We start from the raw sequence: 26678 nt of genomic DNA on the forward strand, positions 1-26678 counted from the left end.
ATGAGTTCACCACACGGGCAGCGGTCCGGAAAAGACTGCGAACGCACGGATTTCTGAGAGGACGGACACTCCCGATTCCCGCGAAAAGGCAGCAAAAAGGACGAACGAGGGCCAAATTTTCAGTGCCCGGCGGCGTGCGCGGCCTCCCGCACCGCTCCGGCGACGTCCTCGCGGACGCGCGCGCTCACCCCCACGGGGGAGACATTGGCGGCCGGATGCCCGGAGCCGCCGACGGTCACGAAGCGGATTCCGGGGTGCGCGGCCGCTTGCGCGAGCGCGACGGCGGTGCCCGGCTGTCCCGCCGTCACGATCACGTCACAGCGTCGCTGCACGAGGGAGTTCAGGTACGGGAGGTAGTTCGCGTCCGTCGCCGGTCCCGCCGCGGCGAGGTAGGAGACCTTGGTCGCGGTGCCGGCGGACGCGTCCTGCAGCCCGGCCCACACCGGTGCGGCGCCGGGGCTCGCCAGGCCCTGGTCCCCGGTGAGCAGGCACGCCGAGAAGTCGGCGTACACCCGCGCCCGCGCAGGCGGCAGTTCGTCGTCCCCCCGCGACGGCCACCACACCACCAGGGCCACCACGCCCACGACGACGGCACCGGCCGCCGCGACCACCCACCCACGCCGCACGAGACCCCTCGCTCCCGCGCCCGGCTCCGGGCGCAACCCCGGTAGTGTGCACCACGGCGGTGGCTACTTCGCGCTCGCCGGGGCAGTCGTCACGGCGGATTCGCCGAACCTGATTCCCTTGGCCTCCTTGCCGATCGCCGTCAGGACCGCCACCGCGATCAGGCCGGGCACCACCGTCCACACGAGAGCGGACGGGTAGCCGTGGGACTCCGCGATCGCCTGCTGGATCGGCAGGTTCAGCGCCGCCAGCAGGTTGCCCAGCTGGTAGGTCACGCCCGGGTAGAACCCGCGGATCGCGTCCGGGGACATCTCCGTCAGGTGCGCCGGGATCACGCCCCACGCGCCCTGCACCATGATCTGCATCAGGAACGAGCCCAGCGCGAGCATCCCCGCCCCGTGGTCGATCGCGAAGATCGGGACCACCGGCAGGCCCAGCACCGCCGCCGTCACGATCGTGCGGCGGCGGCCCAGCCGCTCCGAAAGCGTGCCGAACGTCAGCCCGCCGATGATGGCGCCGACGTTGTACAGCACCGCGATCCACGTGCTCGTCGACGCGCCGAGACCGGCGCCGCCGTTTTCGTGGGCCTTGAGGAAGCTCGGGTAGACGTCCTGGGTGCCGTGGCTCATCCAGTTGAACGCCGTCATCAGCAGGATCAGGTAGCCGAAGCGGCGGATCACCTTCGGGTTCAGCAGGATGTCCTTGACCGACGTCCGCGTCACCCGCAGCTTCTCCCGCGCGGCCTCCCAGACCTCCGACTCACGGACCCGCGCCCGGATCAGGAGGCTGATCAGGGCCGGGAAGATGCTCAGCACGAAGATCCAGCGCCACTCGAGACCGAGCGCCGAGTGGAACAGCAGGTACGCGAGCGCGGCCAGCAGGTACCCGATCGAATAGCCGACCTGCAGCAGGCCCGAGAAGAACCCGCGCCGCGCCACCGGGATCTTCTCCATCGCCAGGGCCGCGCCCAGGCCCCACTCGCCGCCCATGCCGATGCCGTACACGAACCGCAGGATCAGCAGCACGGTGTAGTTCGGGGCGAACGCGCACAGCAGGCCGGCCACCGAGTACAGCAGGACGTCGGCCATCAGCGGGATCCGGCGGCCCACGCGGTCGGCCCACAGGCCGAACAGGAGGGCGCCGACCGGCCGCATCACCAGTGTCGCCGTGGTGATGAACGCCAACTGGGTCGCCGTCGCGCCGAACGACTTGTCCTTAGCGATGTCCGTCAGGACGAAGACGACGAGGAAGTAGTCGAACGAGTCCATGCTCCAGCCGAGCAGCGCGGCGAGGAACGCGTTGCGCTGGTCGGAGGTAAGCGCTTTCTTCGCCGGTGCCGGTTCCGCCCGCCGATCCGTCACGTTCGCCCCCGTCCGTCGGTTTCCCACCGGAAGACCTCAGACCCGGTGTAGCACCCACCACCCCGGGCGGGCAAGACGGGTCAGAGCGTGACGCGCGTGCGCACCCGGCGGCCGACGTCCCGGGCCCAGGCCTTGATCCGGTCCCAGTCGCGGAAGTCGCCGGCCCGCCCTCCCGACGCCATCAGCCGCGGGACCAGGCCGTGCACGGTCGCCGGGTCCAGCTTGCCGCCGAAGGTGGCGGTGCGTTCCGCGTCGATGCGCGCGGCCAGCAGCGCCACGTTCGCCGGCAGGCTGACCTGCCGTCCGGCCGCCCCCGGGCCGCACGGTCCGCTGTGGAACAGCCAGACCGGGCGCTCGGCGAGCACCTGAGCGTTGCGCTCCAGCAACCGGACGGCCTCCGGCCGCCACCGGTGGTAGTACAGGGCGCTGCCGACGACGACCGCGGCGTAGTCGTCGACCCCGGCCACGTCGGCGGCGTCCCGCACGTCCACGGTCAGGCCGGTTTCCCCGAGCTCGGCGGCGATGACCTCGGCGATCTGCCGGGTTCCGCCGTGACGCCCGGCGTAGGTGACGAGGACTGCGGTCATCGGTCCATTGTCGGCCCTCGCGGGCCGGACTGCTCCGCGGGCCGGGAACGATCCGCCGAACGGGCGCTTCCACGCTGCTCCGACAGCGACCGGCCGACGGCTCGACCCGGCGGGCGCCGGCCCCGGCGGCTCAGCCCGGCGGCAGGAACGCCGGCCGCTCCCCCGGGTCGGGCTCGTCGTAGTAGCGGTGGAACACCGCGGTCTGGCCGCCGGAGATCGGCGGCACGATCCAGCTCCACTCCGCCGGGCACCGGCGCCCGGCCCGCTCCTCACGCTCCAGGTGGGCCAGGAACCGCTCCGACTCGGTGTGGTGGTCGGCCATCGTCACCCCGGCCGCGTCGAACGAGTGCTGCACCGCCAGCGTCAGCTCGACCAGCGCCCGGTCGCGCCACAGCGTGCGCTCGGACACCGTTTCCAGGCCCATCAGCTCGGCGACGACCGGCAGCAGGTCGTAGCGCCGCTCGTCGGCCAGGTTCCGGGCGCCGATCTCGGTGCCGAGGTACCAGCCGTTGAACGGCGCGGCGGGGTAGGTGATGCCGCCGATCTCCAGCGGCATGTCGCTGATCGCCGGCACGGCGTGCCAGCGCAGCCCCAGCCCGGCGAACCAGCGGTGGTCGGGGTGGGTCAGCGGCACCTCCAGCACGGCGTCCGCGGGGAGGGTGAACAGCCGTGGCTCCCCGGGCGCCGCCTCGACCAGCAGGGGCAGGACGTCGAAGGACCCTCTTCGCTCCGGTGGCCGCCAGCCGAGTCTTCGCACCCGCTCGGTGAACTCGGCGTACCGCGGGTCGCCGAGGACCGAGCCGTCTTCGAGGCGGTACCCGGCGTAGCGGATGAGCTGCTCGTTGCGGATGCGCGGCCCCGGCGCGGCCGGGGTGTCCGGCGCGAAGACGGTGATCGTCGGCCGGATCCGGCCGCCGCGGGTGGCCTGGCGCAGGTGCGCGACGCACTCGCCGGCGATCGCGGCGGGGCCGGTGACCCGGCGACGGTCGCGGATCCGGAGGCTGCGCCAGTACAACCTGCCGATGCAGCGGGCCGAGTTGCGCCACGCGACGCGCGCGCCGAACGCCAGCTCGGCCGGGGTGTGCCGGTAGGTGCCCGTTTCGGCGATTTCCGCGCGGACCTCTCCCAGCCGGTTCTCGAGCCGCTCGCCCTCTTCGGCGGCACCTTCGGCGAACGTCCGGCGCAGGAATTCCTCCGCTTCCGCGGAATTGACGCTCTGCTCCCCCGAGACGCGCTGGTGGTAGAGCGGCAGCGGGGACGTCACCTGCTCGGGTGTAACTGTCACCGCGCTGCCTCACTCTCCGAAATCGTGCCCTGCGTCCCGACAAAAAGGTTCACCGTTCCTCCGATGGTCACCGACGACCCGGCAGGCCGGAAGTTCCTGCGACACCAGGACCTCCGGCCAGGTGGGGGAGAATACTCCACGTTCCGCGAGACGCACTCCACCGGACGTGAACGACGCCCCGGCGATCCCGGAATTCCGCCGCCACCAACGAAAAGGCCAAGAAAATAACTGCTACCACGCGTTATCCAGACATGGCACAGCGCGTTTTCCGTCCATCGATCACGGACGGCGAAGAAATCCGCGTGATCCTTTCCCACATGGCCGGCCGCGTCTTTTCGTGGGTATTCGGCGAACGGTCTTCTCCGGTGGTAGTAACCCGTGTATGGGCCGCGCGGGTCCCGGCGTTACTGATCCGGCCAAAAGTAGGCCGGCCCCTCGAGCGGTACGTGCCATTGCCACGAAAGCTATCCGGCCGTGACTGTGGTCGGATCAGTAACGAACGGCACAGTAGAGTCGCGGGATCGGCAGAGGAGGGACGTTTCGTGAGCACCAGGCGCATCCCCGTGGTCCTCGTCGCCGGCTTCCTCGGCGCGGGCAAGACGACGCTGCTCAACCACCTGCTCGCCAACCGCGAGGGCGCCAGGGTCGGCGTCGTGGTCAACGACTTCGGCCGCGTGAACGTCGACGCGCTCGCCGTCGCCGGCCAGGTCGACACGATGGTTTCGCTCGGCAACGGGTGCCTGTGCTGCGCGGTCGACGCCAGTGGGCTGGACGCCATGCTGGGCCGGCTCTCGTCGGCCGAGGCGGGGATCGACGTCATCGTCGTCGAGGCCAGCGGCATCGCCGAGCCGCGCGACCTGATCCGGCTGATGATCGCCAGCGAGAACCCGGACATCCGCTACGGCGGGCTCGCCGAGGTGGTGGACGCCGCCGAGTTCGAGGCCGCCCGCGAACGCCACCCCGAGCTGGCCGACCACCTGCGGCTGGCGGACCTCGTCGTGCTGAACAAGGCCGACCGGGTGCCGTCCGGCGCGCTGGCCAAGCTGACCGCGACCGTCGAAGAGCTGGCGCCGGGCCGCCCGCTGCTGGTCACCACGCACGGCCGCGTCGACCCGCGGCTGTTCTTCGACCCCGAACCCCGCGGCGAGCGGGTCGGCCAGCTGTCGTTCGACGACCTGCGCGAAGACGACCACCACGACCACTCGCGGCACCTGCACGCCGAGTACCAGACGGTCACCTTCACCGCCGAGACGCCGCTCGCGCCGCGCGCCTTCGTCGAGTTCCTCGAGCGCCGGCCGGCCGGGCTCTACCGGATGAAGGGCCAGGCCGACTTCGGGCCGGCCGGCCCGAAGTCCCGATTCCACCTGCACACCGTCGGCGGGTTCGTGCAGCTCGACCGCTCGGCCTGGCCGTCCGGCGCGCCACGGCGGACCGAGCTGGTGCTGATCGGCGCCGGGATCGACGCCGACGCCGTCCTCGCCGACCTGGGCCGCTGCGTGGCCGGCGACCCCGACGCCGTCGACGAGCGCGGCCTGCTCCACATCCTCCGCTACCTCCCCGACGAGGCCTGACCGCCCGCCACGCCGAAGATCGGCAAATGCGCTCCCGTCCGGGCCACCGCGACGGACACTGACGGCCATGACGACCACCGCGGTGAGCGCACCACGCTGGTACCTGGTCGGCGTGCTGCCCGAAGACGTTCCCCTGGCGCACCTGATGACCCGCTCCGGCGACCTCCGCTACCGGCGTTCGGCCTGCGGCGAGCGGGAATCGCGCAGCTGGAAACCGGTGGACCTGACCACGTCCGAGATCGCGCCGTGCCCGGCGTGCGTCGCGACGCTGTCCGGCGTCCGTGTCACCGCCGGCGACGACCAGGGTCAGCTCTCGCTCGACCTGGGCATCCAGCCGACGAGCTTCGCGTAGCGGGCCGGCTCCGCCGTCACTCCTTCTTCGCCCGGCTCGGCGCGACCCGCGGCGGCTCGTTCGGCATCTTCGGGTACACGGGGGGCCACGGCGCGTCCATCAGCCCGTTCGCCATGTCCCGTTCGGACATCGCCAGCAGCGGCTCGATCGACTGCGGCCGCTCCCCCGCCCCGGCCCACGGGTCGCCCCGCTCGGCGACCCGGGCCGGCACCGTGCTCAGCGTGAGCGTGTCGGGTTCGACGGTGGCCAGTTCGTCCCAGCCGATCGGCGTGGACACCTGGCCGCCGGCCCGCGGCCGCACGCACCAGGTGCCGAACACGGTCTTGTGCGGCGCGTTCTGGTTGAAGTCGACGAACACGCGCGAGCCGCGTTCCTCCTTCCACCACTGCGCGGTGATCTTCTCCGGGTGACGGCGTTCCAGCGCCCGCGCCAGCGCGACCGCCGCGGCCCGCACCTGGAAGCCGTCCCAGCGCGGTTCGAGCAGCACGTACAGGTGCAGCCCCCGCGAACCGGACGTCTTCAAGTGGCCTTCGATGCCGTGCTCGGCCAGGAACTCCCTGGTCAGCAGGGCGGCCTCGCGCAGTTCCTCGAACCCGACGCCGGGTGACGGGTCGAGGTCGACGCGCAGCTCGTCGGTGACCTCCGGGCGGTCGGCGAGGTAGGGCCAGACGTGGAAGCCGAGGCAGCCGAGGTTCACCGCCCACAGGATGTGCGCCAGGTCCTTCGCGACCAGCGCGTCGCTCGTCGTGCCGTTGGGCGTCGAGACGACGGTGGTGGTCAGCCACGGCGGCGCGCCCTTCGGCACCCGTTTCTGGAACCAGTTCTTGCCGCCCGCGCCGTCCGGGTAGCGCTCCAGCAGCAGCGGGCGGCCGCCGAGCCGGGCCAGCAGCGGCCCGGAGACCGCGCGGTAGTACTCGACGAGGTCGAGCTTCGTCTCGCCGCGCTCCGGGAAGTAGACCTTGTCCGGGCTGCTGATCTTGACCTCGACGCCGTCGACGTCCAGCAGCACCGCCCCGCTCATCGTGCTTCCCCGAACAGTTTCGCGAGCTCGGCGGGCGGCGCCTCCTCGAGCTGGGCGTACGTGCAGGACTCCGGGGTGCGGTCGGGCCGGAACCGGACCAGCCGCCCGCCGTGCCGGAACCGCCCGCCCTGGAGGTGCTCGTAGCGGACCTCGGCGACCCACTCCGGACGCAGCGGTTCCCAGGAGAGGTCCTTCTGCGGCGCCCACCGGCTGTTGGCGCCAGGTTGGCGTCCAGGCTGAGGCTCATACTCGGCCCACGACCGCCACGGGTGGTTCTCGAGCGCGTTCTCGCGCAGTGGCGCCAGCTCCTCGACCAGCTCGCCACGCCGCGCCTTCGTGAAGCTGCTCGCGACGCCGACGTGGTGGAGGACGCCTTCGTCGTCGAACAGGCCGAGCAGAAGCGAGCCGACGCCGACGCCGTCCTTGTGCCAGCGGAACCCGGTGACGACGCAGTCGGCCGTGCGCTCGTGCTTGATCTTGAGCATGACGCGCTTGTCCTGCTCGTACGGCAGGTCGGCGGGCTTGGCCATGACGCCGTCGAAGCCCGCGCCTTCGAACCGGGTGAACCAGTCCTCGGCCTGGTCCGGGTTCTCGCTCAGCGGGGTCAGGTGGACGCGCTGCAGCCCCTCGGCCTCGGTCGCGAGCACGTTCTCCAGCTGCTTGCGCCGCTCGCGGAACGGCTCCTCGGTGAGGTCGGTGTCGCCGAGGGCGAGCAGGTCGAAGGCGATGAAGCTGGCCGGCGTCTCCTCGGCGAGCTTGCGCACGCGCGAGGCGGCCGGGTGCAGCCGCAGCTGCAGCGCCTCGAAGTCGAGCCCGGCGGGCGTGACCAGCACGATCTCGCCGTCGACCACGCACCTCGGCGGCAACGCGGCGGCCAGCAGCTCCACCAGCTCCGGGAAGTAGCGGGTCAGCGGGCGGTCGTTGCGGGAGCCGAGCTCGATCTCGTCGCCGTCGCGGAACACGACGCACCGGAAGCCGTCCCATTTGGGCTCGTAGAGCAGCCCCGGCGCGCGCGGCACGGCGTGCACGGCCTTGGCGAGCATCGGCCGCACCGGCGGCATCACGGGCAAGTCCACCGCGCGAGCTTAATTCAGAGGTACGACATTTCCGGGCGTGATACACACTGACTCGTGACCACCACCGAGCGACCCGCACCGCCGCTGGTCGGGGGCGAGCGCGAAATGCTGCGCACGTTCCTCGACTTCCACCGTGCCACCCTCGCCATGAAGTGCGACGGACTGTCCGACGAGGACCTCCGGCGGGCGTCGAGCCCGCCGTCGACGCTTTCGCTGCTCGGCCTGGTCCGGCACATGGCCGAGGTCGAGCGCACCTGGTTCCGGCGGGTGATCAACGCCGAGGACATCTCGCTGCGATGGTCGGCCGATGGCGACTTCCAGGCCGCCTACGACGCGAGTTCGTCGACGCGCGCGGAGGCGTTCGAGGCGTGGCAGGCCGAGGTCGAGCAGTCGCGCAAGATCGAAGAGGCGGCCGAGTCCCTGGACGTCACCGGCCACCAGCCGCGCTGGGACGCGGACGTCTCGCTGCGGCTGGTGATGCTGCACATGATCCACGAGTACGCCCGGCACAACGGCCACGCCGACTTCCTGCGGGAGGCCATCGACGGCGTCACAGGGGCCTGACGGACCCGCTCGTCTGGTCGCGCGACGCCGATCCGGCGCCGCGCCGGCAGGTGGAGCGCGACCGGCGACGACGTGGTCGCTGAACGCGCTGCGGGAATGGGGCCTCGACGCGGCGGTTCTGAGCGGCACGGCCGAACTGCTCGCTTCGCACCGCCGCTGGGAGTACGACGACCTGCCCTCCCAGGGCAGGGGCCCGGCAAAGTCTCTTGGCGAGGGGTGGCTTCGAGGGGTTTCTTGGTCGCGAATGCGGTCAACGGAACGGCCGTGAATGTCGCATTGAGGGACTCTATGTCCCTCAATGCGACATCCACGGCCTTGGGCGAGCACATGAAACCGGGCCAATCGGGCTAATCGGGCAGCTCGCTGCCGCAGCTAACTGCCCGGCCTTGCTCATTCGCGACACCACGCCTGGACCCTCGCCAACGGGGTCTGGCTCGGCGCGGAGGGTACGCCGCCGGACCCCGCCTGGCCGAGCGATCGAGCTGATCCCCGCGGCCCGGCAGCCGGACGGCACCTGACTCCAGTCGCGGCGGGACCCCGGGCGGGTGTGGTTCGAAGTGGACGTCCCGGCCGGGGAGCCGTCGAAGTGGTTCGCCATCCGGGCGCTAAAGCTCCGCCAGGACCAGGCCGCTGCGGGGCTTCGGCGTGAAGTAGGTGGCCTTCCGCGGCATCCGGCGGCCGGCCTCGTGCACGGCGAGGACGTCGGCGAAGGCCACCGGCGCGAGTAGCACCACCGCGTCCGCATCCGCCGGCACCGGCCGGCCGGCCGGGAGCGGCCGCACACACGGCCCGTCGGGATCCACGCCGAGCGCGTCGGCGAAGAGCACCCGCTCCACGATCTCGTGGTCGATCACCGGTCCCGGCCCGTCCTGGCGCGGCAACGGCACCCGCAGGACGGCGTCACCGGCGCGCACCACGGCCTCGCCGGTGACCGGCACGGCGTGCTCGTCGTAGCGGACGTCCAGGCCGGCCGCGCACCAGCGCGACACCAGTTCCTCCGGGCCGAGGCCGGTGCCGGTGAGGACCCGGTGGATCGCGCCGATCCGCAGCCGCGGCCCGGCGGTGACCAGGGCGAGCAGCGCGCCGTGGCCGGCAGCCGTGGCCGCCGCCACGCGGTGGTTGCCGTCGGCGACCAGGAGGTCGGCGTCGGCGACCGCGGCCAGCAGCCGGCTCTGCAGCGGGCCGGCGGGCACCACCCACAGGTCGTGCCGCCGCCCGGCCGCGTCCGAAGTGGACAGATCGGGCAGGCCGAGGCCGGCGCAGGCCTGGTCGAGCTGCTCGGTCAGGAAGGCGCCGCCGGTCGCCGGGACGAGCAGCGCCGCGCTGGTCGCGCAGCCGAGCCCGGCCAGCACGGCGGCCCGCTCGGTCACGACGTCGGGATAGACGTCCTCGGTGTGGCGGACCCGCGCGGCGCCCTCGTCGGTCACCGCCGCCGGGTCGACCAGGCAGAGCAGGCCGAGGGCCACGCCGTCCGGACCTTCGATCCGGTAAGGCGCGACGATCTCGCGCACCGGCCGGTAGAACCGCTTGCGGAGCCGTTCGAGCACGGCGCGGGCGACCGGCACGGCGGCGTCCAGGTCGAGGCCGCGTGCCAGCGCCGCGGGCGTCCGGGCCGGGTGCTGCACGGCGAGGAGGCCGTCCGCGGCACCCGGCGCGGCCAGCGCGGCGATCACCCGGTCGGGCTCGGCGAACTCGTCGACATCGGGGCCGGGGACCGCGTCGCGGACCACCCAGCCCCGCCCGATCGGCCGGATCCAGTCGCTCATCCGCCCCATCTTGCGCGATGCGGCCTCCGACGGAAATTCGTTGGGTCCGACGCCACTCCGGTGGAATGCTTAGGGCTGCAAAATAGTTGACTCCGGTCATGACCGTCCCGAGGAGCCACCGATGACGACACCCGCCGCCACCAGCGTGAAAGGCGTCGGGTTCCGGTCCGAGCGCGGCCCGGTGCTCATCGCGATCATGCTCAGCGTCGCGCTCGTCGCGCTGGACAGCACGATCATCGCGACCGCCGTGCCGTCGGTGGTGCGCGACCTCGGCGGGTTCGCGCAGTTCCCGTGGCTGTTCTCGATCTACCTGCTCACCCAGGCCGTGACGGTGCCGCTCTACGGCAAGTTCGCCGACGTCCTCGGCCGCCGCCCGGTGATGTTCTTCGGGATCGCGGCGTTCCTCGTCGGTTCGGTGCTGTGCGGCGCCGCCTGGAGCATGCCGGTGCTGATCGCCGCCCGCGCCGTGCAGGGCATCGGGGCGGGCGCGATCCAGCCGATGTCGATGACGGTGATCGGCGACCTCTACACGGTGGAGGAACGCGCCAAGGTGCAGGGCTACGTCGCGAGCGTCTGGGCCGTGGCGTCGGTGGTCGGCCCGACGCTCGGCGGCGTGTTCGCGGAGTACCTGGACTGGCGGTGGATCTTCTTCATCAACCTGCCGCTGGGCGCGATCGCCGCGCTGATGCTGTTCCGCAGCTTCGCCGAGCGGGTGGAGCGCAAGCCCCACAAGGTCGACTACCCGGGCGCGGCGCTGCTCACCATCGGCTGCTCGCTGGTGATTCTGGGCCTGCTCGAAGGCGGCGTCGCGTGGGCGTGGGGGTCGCTGCCGAGCGTGGCGATCTTCGTCGTGGGCGCGGTGCTGCTGGTGGCGTTCGTCCTGGTCGAGAAGCGGGCCACCGAGCCGGTGCTGCCGCTGTGGGTGTTCACTCGCCGGGTCCTGGTGGGCGGCAACCTGGTGGCGGTGGTGGTGGGCGCGATCCTGATGGGGCTGACGTCGTACCTGCCGACGTACGCGCAGGGCGTGCTCGGCGCGGGGGCGCTGGTGGCCGGGTTCGCGGTGGCGGCGCTGACGGTGGGCTGGCCGATCTCGGCGTCGCTGGCGGGCAAGATCTACCTGCGCATCGGCTTCCGCGACACGGCACTGATCGGCAGCGTGTTCGTCATCGCGGGCGGCGTGCTGGTGGCGATGCTCGGTTCTTCGTCGTCGATCTGGGAAGCGGCTCTCGCGGCGTTCGTCCTCGGGCTGGGCCTCGGCCTGGCGTCGAGCCCGACGATGGTGGCGGTCCAGTCGGTGGTGGGCTGGGACCGCCGCGGCGTGGTGACGGCGACGAACCTGTTCAGCCGGTCCTTGGGCAGCGCGGTCGGCGCGGCGGTCTTCGGCGCGATCGCCAACGCGACGCTGGCTTCGCGGTTCGCCAACCCGCCGGCGGAGGTGGCGGGTCACTTGCCGCGCTCGGTGGACGCGACGAGCCTGGTCCTGGGCGGCCACGCGGACGACTCCCCGGCGGCGAGGTTCGTCCGCGGCGCGCTGGCGGACGCGACGCACTACGTCTTCGTGGGGTTGTTGATGGTGGCGGTGCTTTCGGTGGCGGCGCTGCTGCTCATGCCGAGGAAGACCGAACAGCTGGAGTTCTGATCGCCGTCAGTGGTTCGCGCCGGTGCAAGCGGCGGCGTCGCGGTCGCAGACGGCCCAGCCGTGGACGCTGTGCCAGTAGTCGACGATGTCGAAGTCGACGTACTCGATCCCGCCCGGGCTGTCGGCCGTGATGCTGATCGTGCCGAACGAATACGTGTAGTCCGCCGCCGGGCAGTAGCTGCCGCCGCTCGGCGACGACGGGTACCGCTTGATGTCGGTGACGATGGTCGATCCGCGGCGTCCGGCGACCTGGAAGTTGATGCATTCGCCGCCCTTGACGAACAGCTTCACCCCGGACAGCGTCACGGTCTTCAGGGAGGTCGACCAGCTCATCGCTCCGGTGAGCAACCCGGCCGTGGCGCCCGCGCCCGCCGAGTGCACGGCCGCGACAGCGAACCGGGACGGCCTGGCCTCGGCGGAGCCGACGGTCGCCGTCGCCAGTGTCAGCGAGAGGCCGAGGATCGTGGCGAGTCGTGCGAAGCGGCGCATCGCGGGAGTCCTTCCTGGGTCCGGGCGTGGTCGCGGGGGAAACGCGCACACCCGGCCACGGGTTGAGGCCGCGTCGCACGGCCCACCCGATCGGCGCAACCGCCGGCTAGTTCTGCAGCGGCACCAGTTCCTTCCGGAAGTTCTCCAGGAACCCTTCGAAATCCCCGTGCCCCGGCCGGATCACGAACTTCGACAACCCCGCCTCGATGTGCTGCTCCACCAGCCTGCGCGCCTCGGCCCAACTCGTCGCCACCAGGTCCGTCACCGGCACTCCGGGACGCCGCCGGGTGGCCACCGCCGCCAGTTCGTCCGGGAGGCCTTTGTCCGCCACCACCAGGCTGAGCCCGAAGTGGTCCTCCTCGATCTCGCGGCCCGCCTCCGCCGCGGCCTGCTGGATCGCGACGCGGGCGTCGCGGGCCTGGGCCGGGGTGTGGAAGCTGCCCAGCCAGCCGTCCGCCAGGCGGCCCGTGCGGCGCAGGGCCGCCGGGGCCGCTCCGCCCAGCCAGACGTCCAGGCGCTTCGCCGGGCGTGGCCCCAAGCTCACCCCTTCCACCTGGAAGAACGAGCCGGCGAACGACACCGAATCCTCCTCCAGCAACCGCCGCAGCAAGACGAGCGACTCGTCGAACACCGCGGCCCGGCGGCCCAGCGGCACCGGGAACAGGTCGTGCTCGGCCGCGCGTGCCGGGCGGAGCCCGAACACCGGCAGCACCCGCTTCGGCGCCAGGCCGGCCAGCGTGAGCAGCTGCTTGGCGACCAGCACCGGGTGCCGTCCGGGCAGGATCGCGACGCCCGTGCCGACCTTCAGCTTCGACGTCCGCGCCAGCGCGTGCGCCATGCCGATCATCGGGTCGACTTCGGGCGAGTAGACCAGCTCGGACAGCCACAGCGAGTCGACGCCGGCGGATTCCAGCCGCTGCGCCAGCCCGGCGAACTCCGCCGGCCCGGTCCCCGCCGCCGGTGCGACGCCCAACCTGATCTTCAGCACGGTGCCTCCCAGCGGTCTTTCCGGGGGCAACGCGCCGGGCGGCCAGGAATTCCTCAGGCGGTCGCGTCGATGACCCGGGTCAGCACGCCGTGGAGCGCCTCCAGCTCGGACACGTCCATCCCGAGGGCTTCGACGACGCGATAGGGGATCTTCTCGGCCTGCGCCCGCAACGCGCGGCCGGACTCCGTCAGCTCGACGATCAGCTGGCGCTCGTCCGACCGGCTCCGGCCGCGCGTGACGTACCCGAGCGCCTCCAGCCGCTTGAGCAGTGGCGACAGCGTCGCGGGTTCGTGGCGCAGCGACGCGCCGAGGTCCTTCACCGACCGCGGTGAACGCTCCCAGAGCGCGAGCATCACCAGGTACTGCGGATGGGTCAGGCCGTACGGCTCCAGCAGCGGCCGGTAGATCGCGATCACGCTGCGCGAAGCCACCGACAGCGCGAAACACGCCTGCCGGTCCAGCTTCAGCGGGTCCTCACCCAGATCGATCATCTCTCGACCCTACCGCGCCTCTCGTCACACTAATAATTAGCACACTAAGTATTAGTGTACTCTCGAACTCATGGAACGACCTGGTGTGCTCCGCTGGCTCGGCTACGCCGTCGGCGTGCGGCTTCCTGACCGCTACGACGACTGGGCCCTGCACGACGCGACGTCGAAGCACTGGCGCGCCCGCTACGTCCTGCGCAGCTCGGTCGGCATCGTGCCGCTGTGCGCCGTGTGGCTGCTGCTGCCCGGATCGATCTGGCTGAGGCTCTCGCTGGTCCTCATGGCGGCCCTGGTCGCGTACTTCTATTCGTGCGCGTACATGGAGGAGAGCATCGAGCACCGGCTCGGCCGCCAAGGCTTCCCCCACAACACCGGACGCCGCGTCCGCGCCGAAGCGGCCGAAGCCGCCAACGCCGAGGTGACCGCCCGCTACCTCGCGCGGTACCGGACGCCGTCAGCGGGTTAGCTGGGGTTAGCTACAGTCGGAAGACGATGAGACGCAAGCTCCGGCCGCCGATCCCGCCCCGCCACGGGCTCGACCCCGCCCGGCTCAAGCTGCCCGCCGAGGGCGAGTGGCCGACCCTGCTGGCCCACCTCGTCGACCGGCTGCCCCGGGAGGCGCCGGAGCGCATCGAGCAGATGCTGCGCGAAGAGCGCATCCACGGCACCGACGGCCCGCTCGGCGTCGACACGCCGTTCGAGCCCGGCTCGTTCATCTGGTTCCACCGCGACCTGCCCGACGAGGTGCCGGTCCCGTTCGGCATCACCGTCGTCCACCGCGACGAGCACCTGCTGGTCGTCGACAAGCCGCACTTCCTGGCGACGATCCCGCGCGGACGGCACATCCTCGAGACGACGCTCGTGCGGCTGCGGCGCGACCTCGGCCTGCCGCACCTGTCCCCCGCGCACCGGCTCGACCGCGTCACCGCCGGGCTGGTGATGTTCGTGATCACGCCGGAGCTGCGCGGGAAGTACCAGACGCTGTTCCGGGACCGCAAGGTGCACAAGGAATACGAGGCGATCGCGCCGTACGACCCGGCCCTGGCCCTGCCGCGGACCGTCCGGAGCCGGCTCGTCAAGGAACGCGGGGTGCTGGCCGCGCAGGAGGTGCCGGGCCCGCCGAACGCCGAAACGTACGTCGAGCTGCTCGAGCACCGCGACGGCCTGGGGCGGTACCGGCTGGCGCCGTCGACCGGCCGGACGCACCAGCTGCGCGTGCACCTGAGCGGCCTCGGCGTCCCGATCCTCGGCGACGACTTCTACCCGCAACTGCGGGAGAAACCCCTCGACGACTTCACCAAACCGTTGCAGCTGCTGGCCAAGGTCCTCGACTTCGACGACCCGCTGACCGGGGCACACCGCCGGTTCACCAGCGGGCGGCGGCTCGCCGCCTGGGACGACCTCGACGCCTGGGCGGCGCCCCCGGCCGGCGCCGGGAGCGCCGCGGACGTCACTTGCACCCGAACCTGATCCCGCTCCACTCCACGATGATCGGTCCGGCCGGCTCGTCGAAAGTTTTCTCCCGAGGGCTGTCGAATCCGGCGGCCCCCGCTCGACGCACTGACGAGAGCAAGCCCGAACCACCAAGGAGCAAGTCCATGCGCACCCTGATCGCCACCTCGTTCGTCTCCCTCGACGGCGTCGTCGAGGCCCCCGGCGGAGAGCCGGGCTACCGCAACGCGGGCTGGACGTTCAAGGACATCGAGTTCGACGCGGCCGCCTACGAGCTCAAGGGCCGCGAGCAGGAGGAATCCGCGGCGATGATGATGGGCCGGGTCAGCTACGAGGCGTTCGCGCCGGTGTGGCCGGGCATGACGGCCGAGTTCCCGGGCTACAACGCGATGCCGAAGTACGTCGTGTCGACCACCCTCGCCGAGCAGGACCTCGTGTCGAACTGGGGCGAGATCACCATCCTGCGTTCGCTGGCCGACGTCGCCGCGCTGAAGGAGACCGAAGGCGGGCCGATCACCGTCCACGGCAGCGCCACCCTGAACCGCGCGCTGGCCGACGCCGGCCTGATCGACCGCTACCACCTGCTGGTCTTCCCGGTCCTGCTCGGCGCGGGCAAGCGGCTGTTCAGCGACACCGACAAGGACAAGCAGAACCTGAAGGTCGTCGAGAGCGAGTTGTACTCCAACGGGATCCAGAAGCTGATCTACGACGTCGTGAAGTAGAACATTTGTTCGAACTTCGGTACGGTCGGAGCCATGACGACCCCGGCACTGCAGGCATCGCTGTTCGGCGAGTCCGGCCCCGTCACGCTGCACGCGCTGGCGCCGCGCCGGACCGAACTGGGCTCGGGCGCGTGGATCGACGTGCAGCCGGGGTGGCTCGGCGGCGCCGACGAGGTGTTCACCGGACTCGTCACCGGCGTCCCGTGGCAGGCGGAACGGCGCCGGATGTACGACCGGCTCGTCGACGTCCCCCGGCTGCTGTGCTTCTACCGGGAAGCGGCGCCGCTCCCCCACCCCGTGCTGGCCGAGGCCCGCGCCGCGCTGAGCGAGCACTACGCCGGCGAGCTCGGCGAGCCGTTCCGCACGGCGGGCCTGTGCTACTACCGCGACGGCCGCGACAGCGTGGCGTGGCACGGCGACACGATCGGCCGCGGCGCCGGCGAAGACACGATGGTCGCGATCGTCTCGGTCGGCGCGGCACGCCAGCTGGCACTGCGCCCCCGCGGCGGCGGCGAGTCCCACCGCTACGCGCTCGGCCACGGCGACCTCATCGTCATGGGCGGTTCGTGCCAGCGCACGTGGGAACACGCCATCCCCAAGACGACCCGGGCGGTCGGGCCGCGGATCAGCATCCAGTTCCGGCCGCGCGGCGTCCGCTGAACGGTCCACAAAGGAGCGGCCGGTATAGTCCGCTGATCATCACGTCTTGATCGCGGGTCGCCCAGGAGAACTGGAGCCGGTGCGGTCTCCGGGAGGTTCGATGTCGAGGGTTGTGCTCGTCGTCCTGTGCCTGTTCGCGCTCGCGAGCTGCACGTCGGGCGCGACGGTGGCCGATTTCGAGGCCGACCTGAAGAACGCCGGGTACGAGGTCAAGGGCGTCGAGCACGACAAGGCGATCGGCGACGGCGTGCTCAAGCTCGACCTCGCGATGTCCGGTGAGCCGACCGACGCCGATTGGGACAAGATCTGCCGGGTCGCCCAGACGAGGTATCCGGACGACATCGGCGAGCTCCAGGTCACCGTCAACGGCAAGTACGGCTTGTCGATGGTCGCCAGGGAGCTGAAGCAGGGCTGCGACGAACGGCCCTAGCCCGGATCTTTCACGGAGTCGCCGACCAGGACCGGCAGCTCGTCCAGACCGTACACAATGGACACCTTGCGGAAGGCGAGCTCGTCCTCCGGCACCGCGAGCCGCAGGTTCGGGAAGCGGCGGACGAGCGCCGGGTACGCCGTGCGCAGCTCCATCCGGGCCAGCTCCGCGCCGATGCAGCGGTGGATGCCGTAGCTGAACGCCAGGTGTGACGTCGGCTCGCGGGTGGCGTCGAAGGTGTCCATGTCCGGGCCCAGCTTCGAGTCCCGGTCCGCGGCCGACAGCGACACCAGCACGATGTCGCCCTCCGCGATGTGGACGCCGCCGATCTCCATGTCCTGCTTGGCGAACCGCGGGAAGGCCATCTGCACCACGGTCAGGTAGCGCAGCAGCTCCTCGACGAAGCGGTGCACGGACTCGTCGTCGCCGCGGACCGCTTCGAACGCCTTTTCGTCGCGCAGCAGCACCAGCGCGCCGAGCGCGAGCATGCTCGCCGTGGTCTCCAGGCCCCCGGTGAGCACACCGTCGGCGAGGCCGGCCAGCTCGCGGTCGTCGATCTCGTCGCCGTGTTCCTTGATCAGCATGCCGAGCAGGCCGTCGCCGGGTTCTTCGCGCTGCTTCTTGACGATGTCGAGCAGATAGGTCAGCGACTCCGACATCGCGCCGAGCGAGGCGCCCGCGCCGCCGAAGAGGTCGAACCGGGCGGTGCTCAGCCGCTGGAACTCCGCGCGGTCCTCGTAGGACACACCGAGCAGTTCGCAGATGGTCAGGGACGGGATCGGCAGCGCGAACGCCTGCCACAGGTCGACCGGACCCTCGGCCGCGGCCATCGCGTCGAGCTGCTCGGCGACGATCTCGTCGATGCGCGGAACCAGCCGGTTGAGCCGGCGCATGGTGAACTCCGGCGTGAGCAGCTTCCGCAGCCGGGTGTGCACCGGCGGGTCCGCGAAGCCGAGCCCGCCCGGGTTCTGGTCGGCGGTCACGCCGGCGTTGCCGACCAGGTTGGTGAAGTCGGTGGAGAACTCGGTCACCTTGCCGAGCACGGCCTTCGCCTCGTCGTAGCCCGTCACCAGCCAGGCGTTCATCCCGAACGGCAGGTCGAGCTTGTCGATCGGGGCGGCGGCCCGGCGCGCGCCGATCTCCGCGACCGGGTCGAGGCCGTCCCGCTTCAGCGGCACGAGCGCCGAATCGGGCAGGAAGGACGACATCTTCTCGAGGTCGAAGCCTTTTTTCGACTGCCGGGCGAGATAGCGTCGCCCGACCCAGCCCAGGACCCGTGAGCGGAGACTCCCCATACGGCCGACACTACCGCATTAGCCCGATCGGGTGACGGAGAGCGAGACGGGTTTCACGCCGGACGGCCATCAGGCCCGTCCTTTCCGGCCCGCGGCGGCATCCGGGGACGGACGATCGGCCGTCGTCACCGTCCTCGCTCCCTCGGCGACCTGACGGGCCCACGAGCCGTGCCCGGCCATGCCGATCTCGCTGATCCGCTCGGAGAACAGCAGGACCCTCTCCTCACCGGACAGGCCGCGGTAGGAGCCGGCGCCCTGCTCGAACAGGAACTGCTCGGCGAACAAGCGGTTCTGCACCTCGCGAGACGCCGTCCAGTGCTCGTGCGAACGCGTGGCGCTCATGAGCCCGGCCGCCAGCGCCGCGCCCGCGCTGGCCACGATGATCCACGAGCGGGGGACGGTCGGCACTCCCGCGATCGCGGTGGTGCCGACCGTCATGGTCACGCACCCGTAGGTGAAGAGCTTGGACGCCAGGCGGCTCCGCCACGCGCGTCCCCGCCAGTTCTTCATCAGGGCCTGCCACCGGGCGAAGGCCCTGTCCTTGCGCTCCTGCAGATCGTCCGAGGTCGACACCATGCGGACATGATGGCGGAGCGAGTGGTACCGCTGCCGTGAGCCGGATCCGGTTTCACCTCCGCGGCGGCAGTTCCCGGTTCTCGGTGATCAACCCGTGCTCGCTGGCGACGTAGTGGAAGTACGGCCGGCCAGTCCCGTCGTCACCGCCGTCCGAGCCGGTGTACAGCGTTCGCGACCGGCCGTCGGCCTCGGTGTTCACGCCGTTCGTGCGGGCCAGCACACCGGCCGAGCTCAGCCATTCGCGCGACGCGCGCGCCGGCCGCCACGACCGGCCGTCGCCGGTGAGGTCGCCGAGGATCTTCGTCATCTCGACCGAGCCGGAGATCCGCAGGTTCTGGTCGTCGGTGATGGCCGCGGTGGCGTCCGTGGTGAGCGGGTAGGACCACGTGTGCCGGTCGGCGGACCGCACCCGGCCGTCCACTGTGGACACCGAAGTCTGCTGCCCCGCGTCGGCCTGCACGACGTGCTGGGTGAAGCCGCCGCCGGTCACGTCGTCGCTGTTGCGGTAGTCGCGGGTGCGTTCGACGCGGGTGGACACACGGCCGGCGGACGTGTCGACGTAGCCGGCGGTGACGTCGTGGCGCTTCGCCGCGACCGTGACGTTCACGCCGCCCTCGATGTCCTTGACCGTCGTCTGCCGGGCCGGCGCGGCGGCGACGTCGGCCTGGGTCAGCGCCCCGGACGTCCGCGCCGCTTTTTTGTCGGTGTAGAGCAGTAGCGTCGGGACGACGGTGAATTCGCCGCCGATGTCCGGGAAGGAGAAGGAGATGTCGTGCACACCGCCGTCCACGAGACGGCCCGCGAACGGCGTGACGTCGTAGGTTTCGGCGTGCAGGCTGAAGGTGTCGATCGCCACGATCGGCCGCCACAGCTGCGGCACGATCCCGCCGGAGTAGATGTGCGGGAACGTGAACGCGCTCCCGGCCGGAGTCCCGTCGATGGCGAAGTTCGCCTCGCGGTAGGGCCCCTTCCCGCACAGCCCCGCCGCCGGGTACTTCGCCGCGACGTCGTCCGGGACGTCGTCGAACCACTGCTCGTCGCAGGCGTGGCCCTCGAGCGTGACTTCGAGGTAGGCGCGGGTGATGTTGCGCGGCAGGTCTTTCGCGGCGAAGTGGACGGTGGGCGCCGCGGGAGTCGCGTCGGCGTGCCCGAAGCCGGCGACGTGGTCCGGGGTGGCGGGCGCCGGGTGCTTCCGGTCCGCCTGGTAGTAGGTGAGCGTCACGGTCTGCGCGTAGACACCGGTGTAGACCGGCGAGTTGTAGTTCTCGATGCCGCCGTGGAACGGCTGCGGGGTGCGCAGCAGCGCGCTGTAGGGGGTGAGGTCCTTGTCGAAGTGGTAGGTGATCGGGCGGCGGCCTTCGCCGCTGGGCTCCTCGGTCGTCCCCCACCAGACCTCGGTGCCGCCGATCCGCAGGTCGCCGATCCGGTCGTACTGGCGGCCGCTGACGGTCACGCTCTGGTCCATGACGACCTTCGCCCACGGGCCGGGACAGGCCTTCGGCGGGGTGAGCGTGCCTTCGTAGAAGCGCGGGCTGCCGTCGGCGGCGTTGGAGCGGAAGCCGTCGGCGAGCGTGACTGTGCAGTGCGGGGTGTCCGGCCGGGTGACCGCGGGCGCCGCGGTCACCGGATCGTCGGTGTCCCCTTCCACGAAGGGCGAGGCCGCGGCGACCGCACCGGAGAGCACCCACGTCAGCACCAGTGACAGGACGATCGTGAAGATCCGCACCCGGACTCCTCCCAGCGGCAGGGACACCGGCTCGGAGCCTAGCGGCGCGCGCGTCCGACGAACGGCGGGAATCGGGCCTGAAACGTTTCAGTTCCCGTGGTAGGCTGCGGTTTTCCCGGCGAGGGGGTGTGGTGGTCGGCATCAAGGACGTCGCGAAGCAGGCCGGCGTCTCGATCGGCACGGTGTCCAATGTGGTCAACCGGCCGCACGTGGTCGCCGTGGCCACCCGCAACCGGGTGCTGTCGGTGATCGAGGAGCTGGGCTACGTCCGCGACGAGTCGGCGCGGCAGCTGCGCGCGGGCCGCAGCCGGATCATGGGGCTCCTGGTGCTCGACCTCGGCAACCCGTTCTTCGTCGACGTCGCCCGCGGCGCCGAGCAGGCCGCGCACGCCGAGGGCCTCAACATCGTCACGTGCAACAGCGGCCAGCGGTCCGACCTCGAAGCGTCGTACCTGGCCATGTTCGCCGAGCAGCGGGTCCGCGGGGTGCTGCTGAGCCCGGTCGCGACGTCCGGCGAGGCCCTGCGCGCGTTCCGGCGCAGCGGCACGCCGTACGTCTTCGTCGACCGCAAGGCGCCGACGTCGGAAGCGAGCTCGGTGGCGGTGGACGACCTCGCGGGCGGCGCGCTCGCGGCCCGGCACCTGCTGGAGACCGGTCACCACCGGATCGCGTTCGTCAACGGCCCCGCCATCCTCGCCCAGTGCCGCGACCGCGAACAGGGCGTGCGCACGGCGCTGGCGGGCTCGGCGGCGGAGCTGACCGTGCTGGACTCGATCGGCCTCGACGTCTCCTCCGGCCTCGACGCGGGCGCCCGCCTGCTGGGCATGAGTCCCCGCCCGACGGCGGTGTTCTGCGCGAACGACCTGCTGGCGCTGGGCGTGCTGCAGGCGATGGTCGGCGCCGGCGTCCGGGTCCCGGACGAGATGGCGATCGTCGGCTACGACGACATCGAGTTCGCGGGCGCGGCGGCGGTCCCGCTGACCTCGGTCCGCCAGCCGGCCCGCCGCCTCGGCCGCACGGCGGCGGAGCTGCTGCTGGCGGAGACGGCGGACACCACGGTGGAGCACCGGGCGGTGGTGTTCACCCCGGAGCTGGTCGTCCGCGAGTCGACCCGGGTGCGCCGCTGAAGCCGGCCAGGATTCTTGAACGAGCAACTAGATGGGGGTACTAGTGGCACCAGGGCCGGTACGGTCCGTTCGCTCTTCAGGGGAGAATTCATGCGAATTGGTTTCAGCCTTCCGGTGTTCGGCAAGGCGGCGGCCACACCGGGCGGGATCGCGCGGTACGCGCGCGCGGCCGAGCAGGCCGGGGCAGCCGGTCTCTGGGTCGGTGACCGGTTGCTGTCGCCGGTCGCCCCGGCGGTGCCCTACCCGGGCTACGACACCATGCCCGAGGAGTTCTGGACCGCGCAGGACCCGTTCGCCGCGCTGGCCGTCGCCGCGGCGGTGACCGAGACCGCGGTCCTCGGGTCCAGCACCATCAACGCGACCCAGTACCAGCCCGCCAACCTCGCCCGCCTGCTGACCAGCATCGACGTGGCCAGCAACGGCCGGCTGCTGCCCGGCCTGGGCATCGGCTGGTCGCCCGACGAGTACGCGGCCGTCGGCGTCCCGATGTCCGAGCGCGGCAAGCGGCTCGACGACCTGCTCGATCTGCTGGACACCTGGTGGACCAAGGACATCGTGTCGCACGAGGGCGTCGGCTACACGATCCCGGACACGCACGTCGCGCTGAAGCCCGTGCGCAAGCCGCCGGTGCACCTGGCCGGGTTCGGCGAGAAGGCGCTGCGCCGGGTCGCCGAGCGGGCCGACGGCTGGCTGCCGGTCTGGTCCGTCCCCGAAACGTTCCCGGCGGAAATGCTCACCTCCGCCCTGGCCAAGATCCGGGCCGGCGCCGAGCAGGCCGGCCGCGACCCGCGGGCGCTCGGCCTCGCGCTGCGGGTGAACGCCGGCTCGGGCACGAAGCCGGAACTGATCGCCGAGTCGATGGCGAAGATCGTCCCGCTCCTCGAGCCGGACCACGTCTTCGTGGATCTCACCTACCTGACCGGCAGCGTGGACGAACACCTCGACCTCACCGGCCGGCTGCTCGAACTGACCGCCAAGGGCTGATCACGCCCGCTTCGCCGCCGGAAGGCCATGCCCGCGCGGTGACATCCCGGGGGATCCGGCCGATCAGGGGTGTCACCGCACTGCGGAAAACCGGAACCCGATGCGGCGGACTTCCGCATGGTGCGGCAGGTCTTGGCGCGCCAGGATTTCCGGCATGGCTAACCCTGTTCTCACTCACGACAGTGCCCGCGCCGACGAACACGACCTCGTGTTCCGCCAACCTCGCCCCGCTGGACGCGTTCGTCCGGGCGAGGGTGGCCCTGCACACCGGCGCCGGTCTCGCGGACCTGCTGCCCGTCATCAGCGCCGGCTTCTCCCCCGGCCGGTTCGACGGGTACGCGACCGGCCTGGCCGCCGAACTGGCCGTGGTGCTCGACGTCCCGGACGCCGAGCGCCACCTTCGGCGTGCCGAGCGGCACGCCGCGCACAACCGCTGGACGGCGGCGGTCCTCACCCGCGCCCACGCCCGCCGCCGGGGCGATGCCGGGCTGCTGAAGGACGCCGCGAACCAGTTCGCCGCACTCGGCGCCGGGTTCGAAGAGGAAGCGACGTTGCTGCTGAGCGACGACCGGGTCAGCTGACCCCACCGAGCAGCGGCAGCACGGAAAAGGTGTGGTCCTGCCAGATCAGCCGGGAGGCCTCTTCCGGGTAGGCGGTGACCGACGGCGGGGTGTCGAAGAGCTGCGTGAGGCGTCGGCCGGTGTCGTACGCGGGCCAGCCGGGGTCGCCGTGGGTGGCGAACGCCGTCCACGCGGCACGGATGCCGGCGGACAGCTCCTCCGCCTCGGGCGCCTCCCCGATCAGCACGGCGGGCTGGCCGCTGCTCAGGTTGCCGAAGACGAGCGGCACGTCGAGGCCGTGGCAGGCGCCGAACGCGCCGCCCATCCCCGGGGCGGGCCAGGTCAGCTCGAAGAGGTGGGCCCGGCCGCCCGCCGCAGCCTGCGCGTGCGCGAGGTGGAGGGACGGCATCCGGAACAGCCAGTCGGAGTTGACCAGTTCGTACAGCTCGTCCGGGCCGGCGGCCGGGAAGCTGTCGCGGTACCGGCGGGCGCCGTCCGGGCCGGGCGCGAATGCTTCCAGCGCCGTCGCCGCCTGCTCCGGTGTCACCTCGCCGAGCAGGCCCTCGATCGCGGTGAACAGCCGCTGCTCGTCGCGGGTGTGGCCGGCGAGGAGGTCGATGCCATGGCCGGCGCCGTCGGCCAGCGCCTGCCAAGGGGTGCGGGGCAGGACGTCGCCGTCGACGACGGGCGCGAACGGGATCGATCGGCGCGCGGCCTGGCCCCAGGGTCGTGCCCACTGGCCGATCTTGGCGGTAACCGCGTCACCGGCGGCGGCCAGCCGGGCCGGGGCCACGGCGGAGAGGGCGGCCACCGTGGGTCGCAGCCCCAGCTCGGCGGCGAAGGCGGTGGCGATGTCGGCGGCGAGCGCGGGCGTGAAGAACGTGCCCGGCACGCTCTGCGCGACGGCCCGGCCGAAGAGCCCGGCGGCGCGCGGCATCGCCAGCAGGGCGGCGACCGATCCCCCGCCCGCCGACTCCCCGAAGACGGTGACCCGGCCGGGGTCGCCGCCGAAGGCCCGGATGTTGTCGTGCACCCACCGCAGGGCGGCGACCTGGTCGAGCAGGCCCCGGTTGGCGGGCGCGCCCTCGATCTGCGCGAAGCCCTCGATGCCCACGCGGTAGTTGAAGGTCACCACCACGACGCCGCCGTCCCGCGCGAGGCGGCCGCCGTCGTACTCGGGGAGGGACGCCATGCCGATCGCGTAGGCACCGCCCTGGATCCACACCATGACCGGCAGTCCGGCGTCCGGGCCGGGGTCGGGCGACCAGACGTTGATCGTCAGCCAGTCGTCGGCCGCGTCCTTGGCCAGGGCGTCCATCCCGAACGCACCGGCCTGCGGCGGCGGCGGGCCGTACGACACGGCTTCCCGCACACCGTCCCAGCTCCGCGCCGGCCGCGGCGCGGCGAACCGCAGCGCGCCGACCGGCGGCTCGGCGAACGGGATGCCGCGGAAGACGGCCACGCCGGTTTCCGTGCTGCCACGCACTGTTCCGGCCGCCACACGGACTTCGGGCCGGGCCCCGGCAACGGTCATCACGACTCCCCCCTCAAGCCGAGCGCGACCCGTCAGGATCCGCACCGGCCCGGGGATCGTCCCGCTTCACCAGGATGCGCGCCAGCCATTTACCGGGGGGCCCGAACGTGATGCCAGGACCGCGAAGGTTCACCGGCTTGGGCCGCGCCCGGCTCATGCGCCCCAATGTGGCATTCGGTGCGTCCAGCGCACCCAATGTGGCGTTCGGTGCGTCCAGCGCACCCAATGTGGCATTCGGTGCGTCCAGCGCACCCAATGTGGCATTCGGTGCGTCCAGCGCACCCAATGTGGCGTTCGGTGCGTCAGATGCAACCAACGCCACATTGGGGCGGAAGCGATCCGCTCAGGTCAGCAGGAGGCCGCCGTCGACGTACAGGTCGTGGCCGGTCATGGCGGTGTTGCGGAGGAGGAAGTCCGTGGCGTCGATGACCTCCGCCGTGGTGACCAGGCGGCCGATGGGCGCCCGGTCCGCGTGCGGCGGATGCGGCACGTCACGCCACCGGGGGCTGTCGCCCACGAGCCCCGGGTGCAGCGCGTTGACGCGGTGCGGGGCGATCTCCAGGGCGAGGGTTCGTGTCAGTCCGGTGATCCCCGCGTTGAACGTGGTCACGATCGTGGACCCCGGATAGGGGCGTTCCTTGGCGAGGCCGCCGAACAACACCACGCCCGCGCCGGGGCGCAACCGCTCGCGCAGGACCCGGACGGTCTCGGCGTAGCCGACGAGCTTGACCGTCACCGACCGGATCGCGCCGCTCACGTCGAAGTCCGCGATCGTGTTCATCGCCGGCGGTGCGGCGGTGAGCACGAGATTGTCCACTTCGGTCACCTCCGCGAGCGCGGCGGCGATCGTCTCCGGCTCGGCCAGGTCGACAGCCAGGCCGTGGGTGTCACCACCGATCTCGGCGGCCGCCGTCTCGGCCCGCGCCTTGTCCCGGCTCGTGACGACCACCGTGTCGCCGCGCTCGGCGAAGGACCGGGCGATGGCCTGGCCGAGGCCGCCGTTACCGCCCACGACGATCGACGTGGTCATGCCGTGGTTCCCGCCGGCTGCCGGGTTCCCGTGACCACCGTTGGCGTTGTCTGCTTGCCGCGCAAAGTCTCCCCTAGGCCGATCACTAATGACCAATTGGTCATTAGTGCCCAACCTAGCGAGCCGAGCCGTCGCTGTCCAGCCGTACAGTGAGGCCGTGACCGGCCCGACCGAGACTCCCCCACCGGCCCGCAAACGACGACGCGACCCCGAATACCACCGGGCCGCGATCCTCACCGCGGCCCGGGCGGCGTTCACCGAAGCCGGCTACCGCCGCGCCACCGTCCGCGACATCGCGCGTCGCGCCGGAGTCACCCACGGATTGGTGCTGCGGCAGTTCTCGACCAAGGAGCAGCTGTTCCTCGCCGCCGTTCCCGGCACCCGCGATCTGGCGCAGGTGGCCGAGGGCGACCTCCGGACCTTGCCCGACCGTGTGGCGCGAGCCTTCGTCGAACGGATGGAGAACGGCGCGGACCAGGACCCGTTCGTCGCGCTCGTCCGCAGCGCGGCGGCCAACGAGGAAGCCGCGACCAAGCTCTACGTCGCGATGCAGGAGCACAGCCTCGCGGTCTACCGGGACGTGCTCCCGGCCGACGCCGACGTCCGGGTCGCGCTGCTCGCCGCACAATTGATCGGCGTGACGTTCAACCGGTACATCGTGAAGACCGGTGCGCTCGCGGACATGCCGGGCGAACAGCTCATCACGCACCTGTCCTCCGTTTTGCGGCACATCCTCCTCGACTAGCCGGGAGGAACGTTGACAACCGGCGT

Annotated in this window: 28 protein-coding genes; 13 read left to right on the forward strand and 15 right to left on the reverse strand. The window is 71.7% G+C overall.

Features of this window, described 5'->3' with window-relative positions; translation table 11 throughout:
• Positions 1-119 precede the first annotated feature (119 nt).
• The 4 genes from AB0M82_RS09915 to AB0M82_RS09930 all read right to left on the reverse strand — a co-directional run bounded on the left by AB0M82_RS09915 (position 120) and on the right by AB0M82_RS09930 (position 3836).
• Positions 120-626 carry a hypothetical protein gene (locus tag AB0M82_RS09915; protein ID WP_364719351.1) on the reverse strand — a complete coding sequence of 169 codons (507 nt, stop codon included), beginning with the start codon at positions 624-626 and terminating at the stop codon, positions 120-122.
• A 63-nt stretch (positions 627-689) separates the two neighbouring features.
• Entirely contained in the window at positions 690-1985 is a 1296-nt protein-coding gene (locus AB0M82_RS09920; RefSeq protein WP_364719354.1) for an MFS transporter, read from the reverse strand.
• A gap of 80 nt (positions 1986-2065) precedes the next feature.
• Positions 2066-2572, reverse strand: coding sequence for a flavodoxin domain-containing protein (locus AB0M82_RS09925; RefSeq protein WP_364719357.1), 507 nt, complete (start codon positions 2570-2572; stop codon positions 2066-2068).
• A gap of 130 nt (positions 2573-2702) precedes the next feature.
• A complete protein-coding gene (locus tag AB0M82_RS09930; RefSeq protein WP_364719481.1) occupies positions 2703-3836 on the reverse strand; it encodes a nitric oxide synthase oxygenase in 1134 nt (377 codons plus the stop codon).
• Positions 3837-4399: 563 nt separating this feature from the next.
• Between AB0M82_RS09930 and AB0M82_RS09935 the strand changes: the two genes are divergently transcribed.
• The gene (locus AB0M82_RS09935) at positions 4400-5428 is read left to right on the forward strand and encodes a GTP-binding protein (RefSeq protein ID WP_364719360.1); all 1029 of its coding nucleotides are present in this window, start codon (positions 4400-4402) and stop codon (positions 5426-5428) included.
• 67 nt (positions 5429-5495) lie between these two features.
• On the forward strand, positions 5496-5780 hold the full coding sequence (locus AB0M82_RS09940) for a hypothetical protein (RefSeq protein ID WP_364719362.1): 285 nt from the start codon (positions 5496-5498) through the stop codon (positions 5778-5780).
• A gap of 16 nt (positions 5781-5796) precedes the next feature.
• On the opposite strand, the gene ligD is transcribed toward AB0M82_RS09940, so the two are convergent.
• Entirely contained in the window at positions 5797-6801 is a 1005-nt protein-coding gene (gene ligD, locus AB0M82_RS09945) for a non-homologous end-joining DNA ligase (protein ID WP_364719364.1), read from the reverse strand.
• The gene (locus tag AB0M82_RS09950; RefSeq protein WP_364719367.1) at positions 6798-7877 is read right to left on the reverse strand and encodes an ATP-dependent DNA ligase; all 1080 of its coding nucleotides are present in this window, start codon (positions 7875-7877) and stop codon (positions 6798-6800) included. The genes ligD and AB0M82_RS09950 overlap by 4 nt, the downstream gene beginning before the upstream one ends.
• A gap of 105 nt (positions 7878-7982) precedes the next feature.
• Between AB0M82_RS09950 and AB0M82_RS09955 the strand changes: the two genes are divergently transcribed.
• On the forward strand, positions 7983-8441 hold the full coding sequence (locus tag AB0M82_RS09955) for a DinB family protein (protein ID WP_364719484.1): 459 nt from the start codon (positions 7983-7985) through the stop codon (positions 8439-8441).
• A gap of 605 nt (positions 8442-9046) precedes the next feature.
• On the opposite strand, the gene AB0M82_RS09960 is transcribed toward AB0M82_RS09955, so the two are convergent.
• Positions 9047-10207 (reverse strand): DUF1015 family protein, encoded by a 1161-nt coding sequence (locus AB0M82_RS09960; protein ID WP_364719370.1) that lies wholly within the window; start codon positions 10205-10207, stop codon positions 9047-9049.
• Between the two features lie 121 nt (positions 10208-10328).
• On the opposite strand from AB0M82_RS09960, the gene AB0M82_RS09965 reads away from it, so the two are divergent.
• A complete protein-coding gene (locus AB0M82_RS09965) occupies positions 10329-11846 on the forward strand; it encodes an MDR family MFS transporter (protein ID WP_364719373.1) in 1518 nt (505 codons plus the stop codon).
• Between the two features lie 6 nt (positions 11847-11852).
• Here the strand turns inward: AB0M82_RS09965 and AB0M82_RS09970 are convergent, their stop codons facing one another.
• From AB0M82_RS09970 to AB0M82_RS09980, 3 genes are all read right to left on the reverse strand, one after another.
• Positions 11853-12335 (reverse strand): hypothetical protein, encoded by a 483-nt coding sequence (locus AB0M82_RS09970; RefSeq protein WP_364719375.1) that lies wholly within the window; start codon positions 12333-12335, stop codon positions 11853-11855.
• 106 nt (positions 12336-12441) lie between these two features.
• Positions 12442-13323 (reverse strand): TIGR03854 family LLM class F420-dependent oxidoreductase, encoded by an 882-nt coding sequence (locus tag AB0M82_RS09975; protein ID WP_364719377.1) that lies wholly within the window; start codon positions 13321-13323, stop codon positions 12442-12444.
• Positions 13324-13376: 53 nt separating this feature from the next.
• Complete coding sequence (locus tag AB0M82_RS09980; RefSeq protein WP_364719379.1) at positions 13377-13814, reverse strand: MarR family transcriptional regulator; 438 nt, start codon at positions 13812-13814, stop codon at positions 13377-13379.
• A gap of 70 nt (positions 13815-13884) precedes the next feature.
• On the opposite strand from AB0M82_RS09980, the gene AB0M82_RS09985 reads away from it, so the two are divergent.
• The 5 genes from AB0M82_RS09985 to AB0M82_RS10005 all read left to right on the forward strand — a co-directional run bounded on the left by AB0M82_RS09985 (position 13885) and on the right by AB0M82_RS10005 (position 17075).
• Positions 13885-14277 carry a DUF5313 domain-containing protein gene (locus tag AB0M82_RS09985; protein ID WP_364719381.1) on the forward strand — a complete coding sequence of 131 codons (393 nt, stop codon included), beginning with the start codon at positions 13885-13887 and terminating at the stop codon, positions 14275-14277.
• A gap of 26 nt (positions 14278-14303) precedes the next feature.
• The gene (locus tag AB0M82_RS09990; RefSeq protein WP_364719384.1) at positions 14304-15281 is read left to right on the forward strand and encodes an RluA family pseudouridine synthase; all 978 of its coding nucleotides are present in this window, start codon (positions 14304-14306) and stop codon (positions 15279-15281) included.
• A 128-nt stretch (positions 15282-15409) separates the two neighbouring features.
• On the forward strand, positions 15410-15985 hold the full coding sequence (locus tag AB0M82_RS09995) for a dihydrofolate reductase family protein (RefSeq protein ID WP_364719386.1): 576 nt from the start codon (positions 15410-15412) through the stop codon (positions 15983-15985).
• A gap of 33 nt (positions 15986-16018) precedes the next feature.
• Positions 16019-16645, forward strand: a complete 627-nt coding sequence (locus tag AB0M82_RS10000; RefSeq protein ID WP_364719388.1) for an alpha-ketoglutarate-dependent dioxygenase AlkB — start codon at positions 16019-16021, stop codon at positions 16643-16645.
• Positions 16646-16745: 100 nt separating this feature from the next.
• Complete coding sequence (locus tag AB0M82_RS10005; RefSeq protein ID WP_364719390.1) at positions 16746-17075, forward strand: hypothetical protein; 330 nt, start codon at positions 16746-16748, stop codon at positions 17073-17075.
• Here AB0M82_RS10005 and AB0M82_RS10010 read toward each other — a convergent pair.
• The 3 genes from AB0M82_RS10010 to AB0M82_RS10020 all read right to left on the reverse strand — a co-directional run bounded on the left by AB0M82_RS10010 (position 17072) and on the right by AB0M82_RS10020 (position 20672).
• Positions 17072-18370, reverse strand: coding sequence for a cytochrome P450 (locus tag AB0M82_RS10010; RefSeq protein WP_364719393.1), 1299 nt, complete (start codon positions 18368-18370; stop codon positions 17072-17074). The two genes, AB0M82_RS10005 and AB0M82_RS10010, sit on opposite strands and share 4 nt — an antisense overlap.
• Before the next feature lie 69 nt (positions 18371-18439).
• Entirely contained in the window at positions 18440-18946 is a 507-nt protein-coding gene (locus AB0M82_RS10015) for a DUF4231 domain-containing protein (RefSeq protein ID WP_364719395.1), read from the reverse strand.
• A gap of 52 nt (positions 18947-18998) precedes the next feature.
• A complete protein-coding gene (locus AB0M82_RS10020; protein WP_364719397.1) occupies positions 18999-20672 on the reverse strand; it encodes a peptide-N4-asparagine amidase in 1674 nt (557 codons plus the stop codon).
• Positions 20673-20803: 131 nt separating this feature from the next.
• Between AB0M82_RS10020 and AB0M82_RS10025 the strand changes: the two genes are divergently transcribed.
• The 3 genes from AB0M82_RS10025 (at position 20804) to AB0M82_RS10035 (ending at position 23364) form a co-directional block, all read left to right on the forward strand.
• A complete protein-coding gene (locus tag AB0M82_RS10025; protein ID WP_364719399.1) occupies positions 20804-21799 on the forward strand; it encodes a LacI family DNA-binding transcriptional regulator in 996 nt (331 codons plus the stop codon).
• Between the two features lie 90 nt (positions 21800-21889).
• Positions 21890-22783 carry a TIGR03619 family F420-dependent LLM class oxidoreductase gene (locus tag AB0M82_RS10030; RefSeq protein ID WP_364719401.1) on the forward strand — a complete coding sequence of 298 codons (894 nt, stop codon included), beginning with the start codon at positions 21890-21892 and terminating at the stop codon, positions 22781-22783.
• 182 nt (positions 22784-22965) lie between these two features.
• On the forward strand, positions 22966-23364 hold the full coding sequence (locus AB0M82_RS10035) for a hypothetical protein (RefSeq protein WP_364719403.1): 399 nt from the start codon (positions 22966-22968) through the stop codon (positions 23362-23364).
• Here the strand turns inward: AB0M82_RS10035 and AB0M82_RS10040 are convergent.
• Together AB0M82_RS10040 and AB0M82_RS10045 are read right to left on the reverse strand one after the other, a co-directional pair.
• The gene (locus AB0M82_RS10040; RefSeq protein WP_364719405.1) at positions 23357-24877 is read right to left on the reverse strand and encodes a carboxylesterase family protein; all 1521 of its coding nucleotides are present in this window, start codon (positions 24875-24877) and stop codon (positions 23357-23359) included. The genes AB0M82_RS10035 and AB0M82_RS10040 overlap by 8 nt on opposite strands.
• Before the next feature lie 343 nt (positions 24878-25220).
• On the reverse strand, positions 25221-25907 hold the full coding sequence (locus AB0M82_RS10045) for an SDR family oxidoreductase (RefSeq protein WP_364719407.1): 687 nt from the start codon (positions 25905-25907) through the stop codon (positions 25221-25223).
• A 157-nt stretch (positions 25908-26064) separates the two neighbouring features.
• Here AB0M82_RS10045 and AB0M82_RS10050 point away from each other — a divergent pair, with 157 nt between their 5' ends.
• A complete protein-coding gene (locus tag AB0M82_RS10050) occupies positions 26065-26652 on the forward strand; it encodes a TetR family transcriptional regulator (RefSeq protein WP_364719409.1) in 588 nt (195 codons plus the stop codon).
• Positions 26653-26678: the final 26 nt, after the last annotated feature.

It is taken from the genome of Amycolatopsis sp. NPDC051128 (assembly GCF_040682715.1).
Lineage (GTDB): Bacteria > Actinomycetota > Actinomycetes > Mycobacteriales > Pseudonocardiaceae > Amycolatopsis.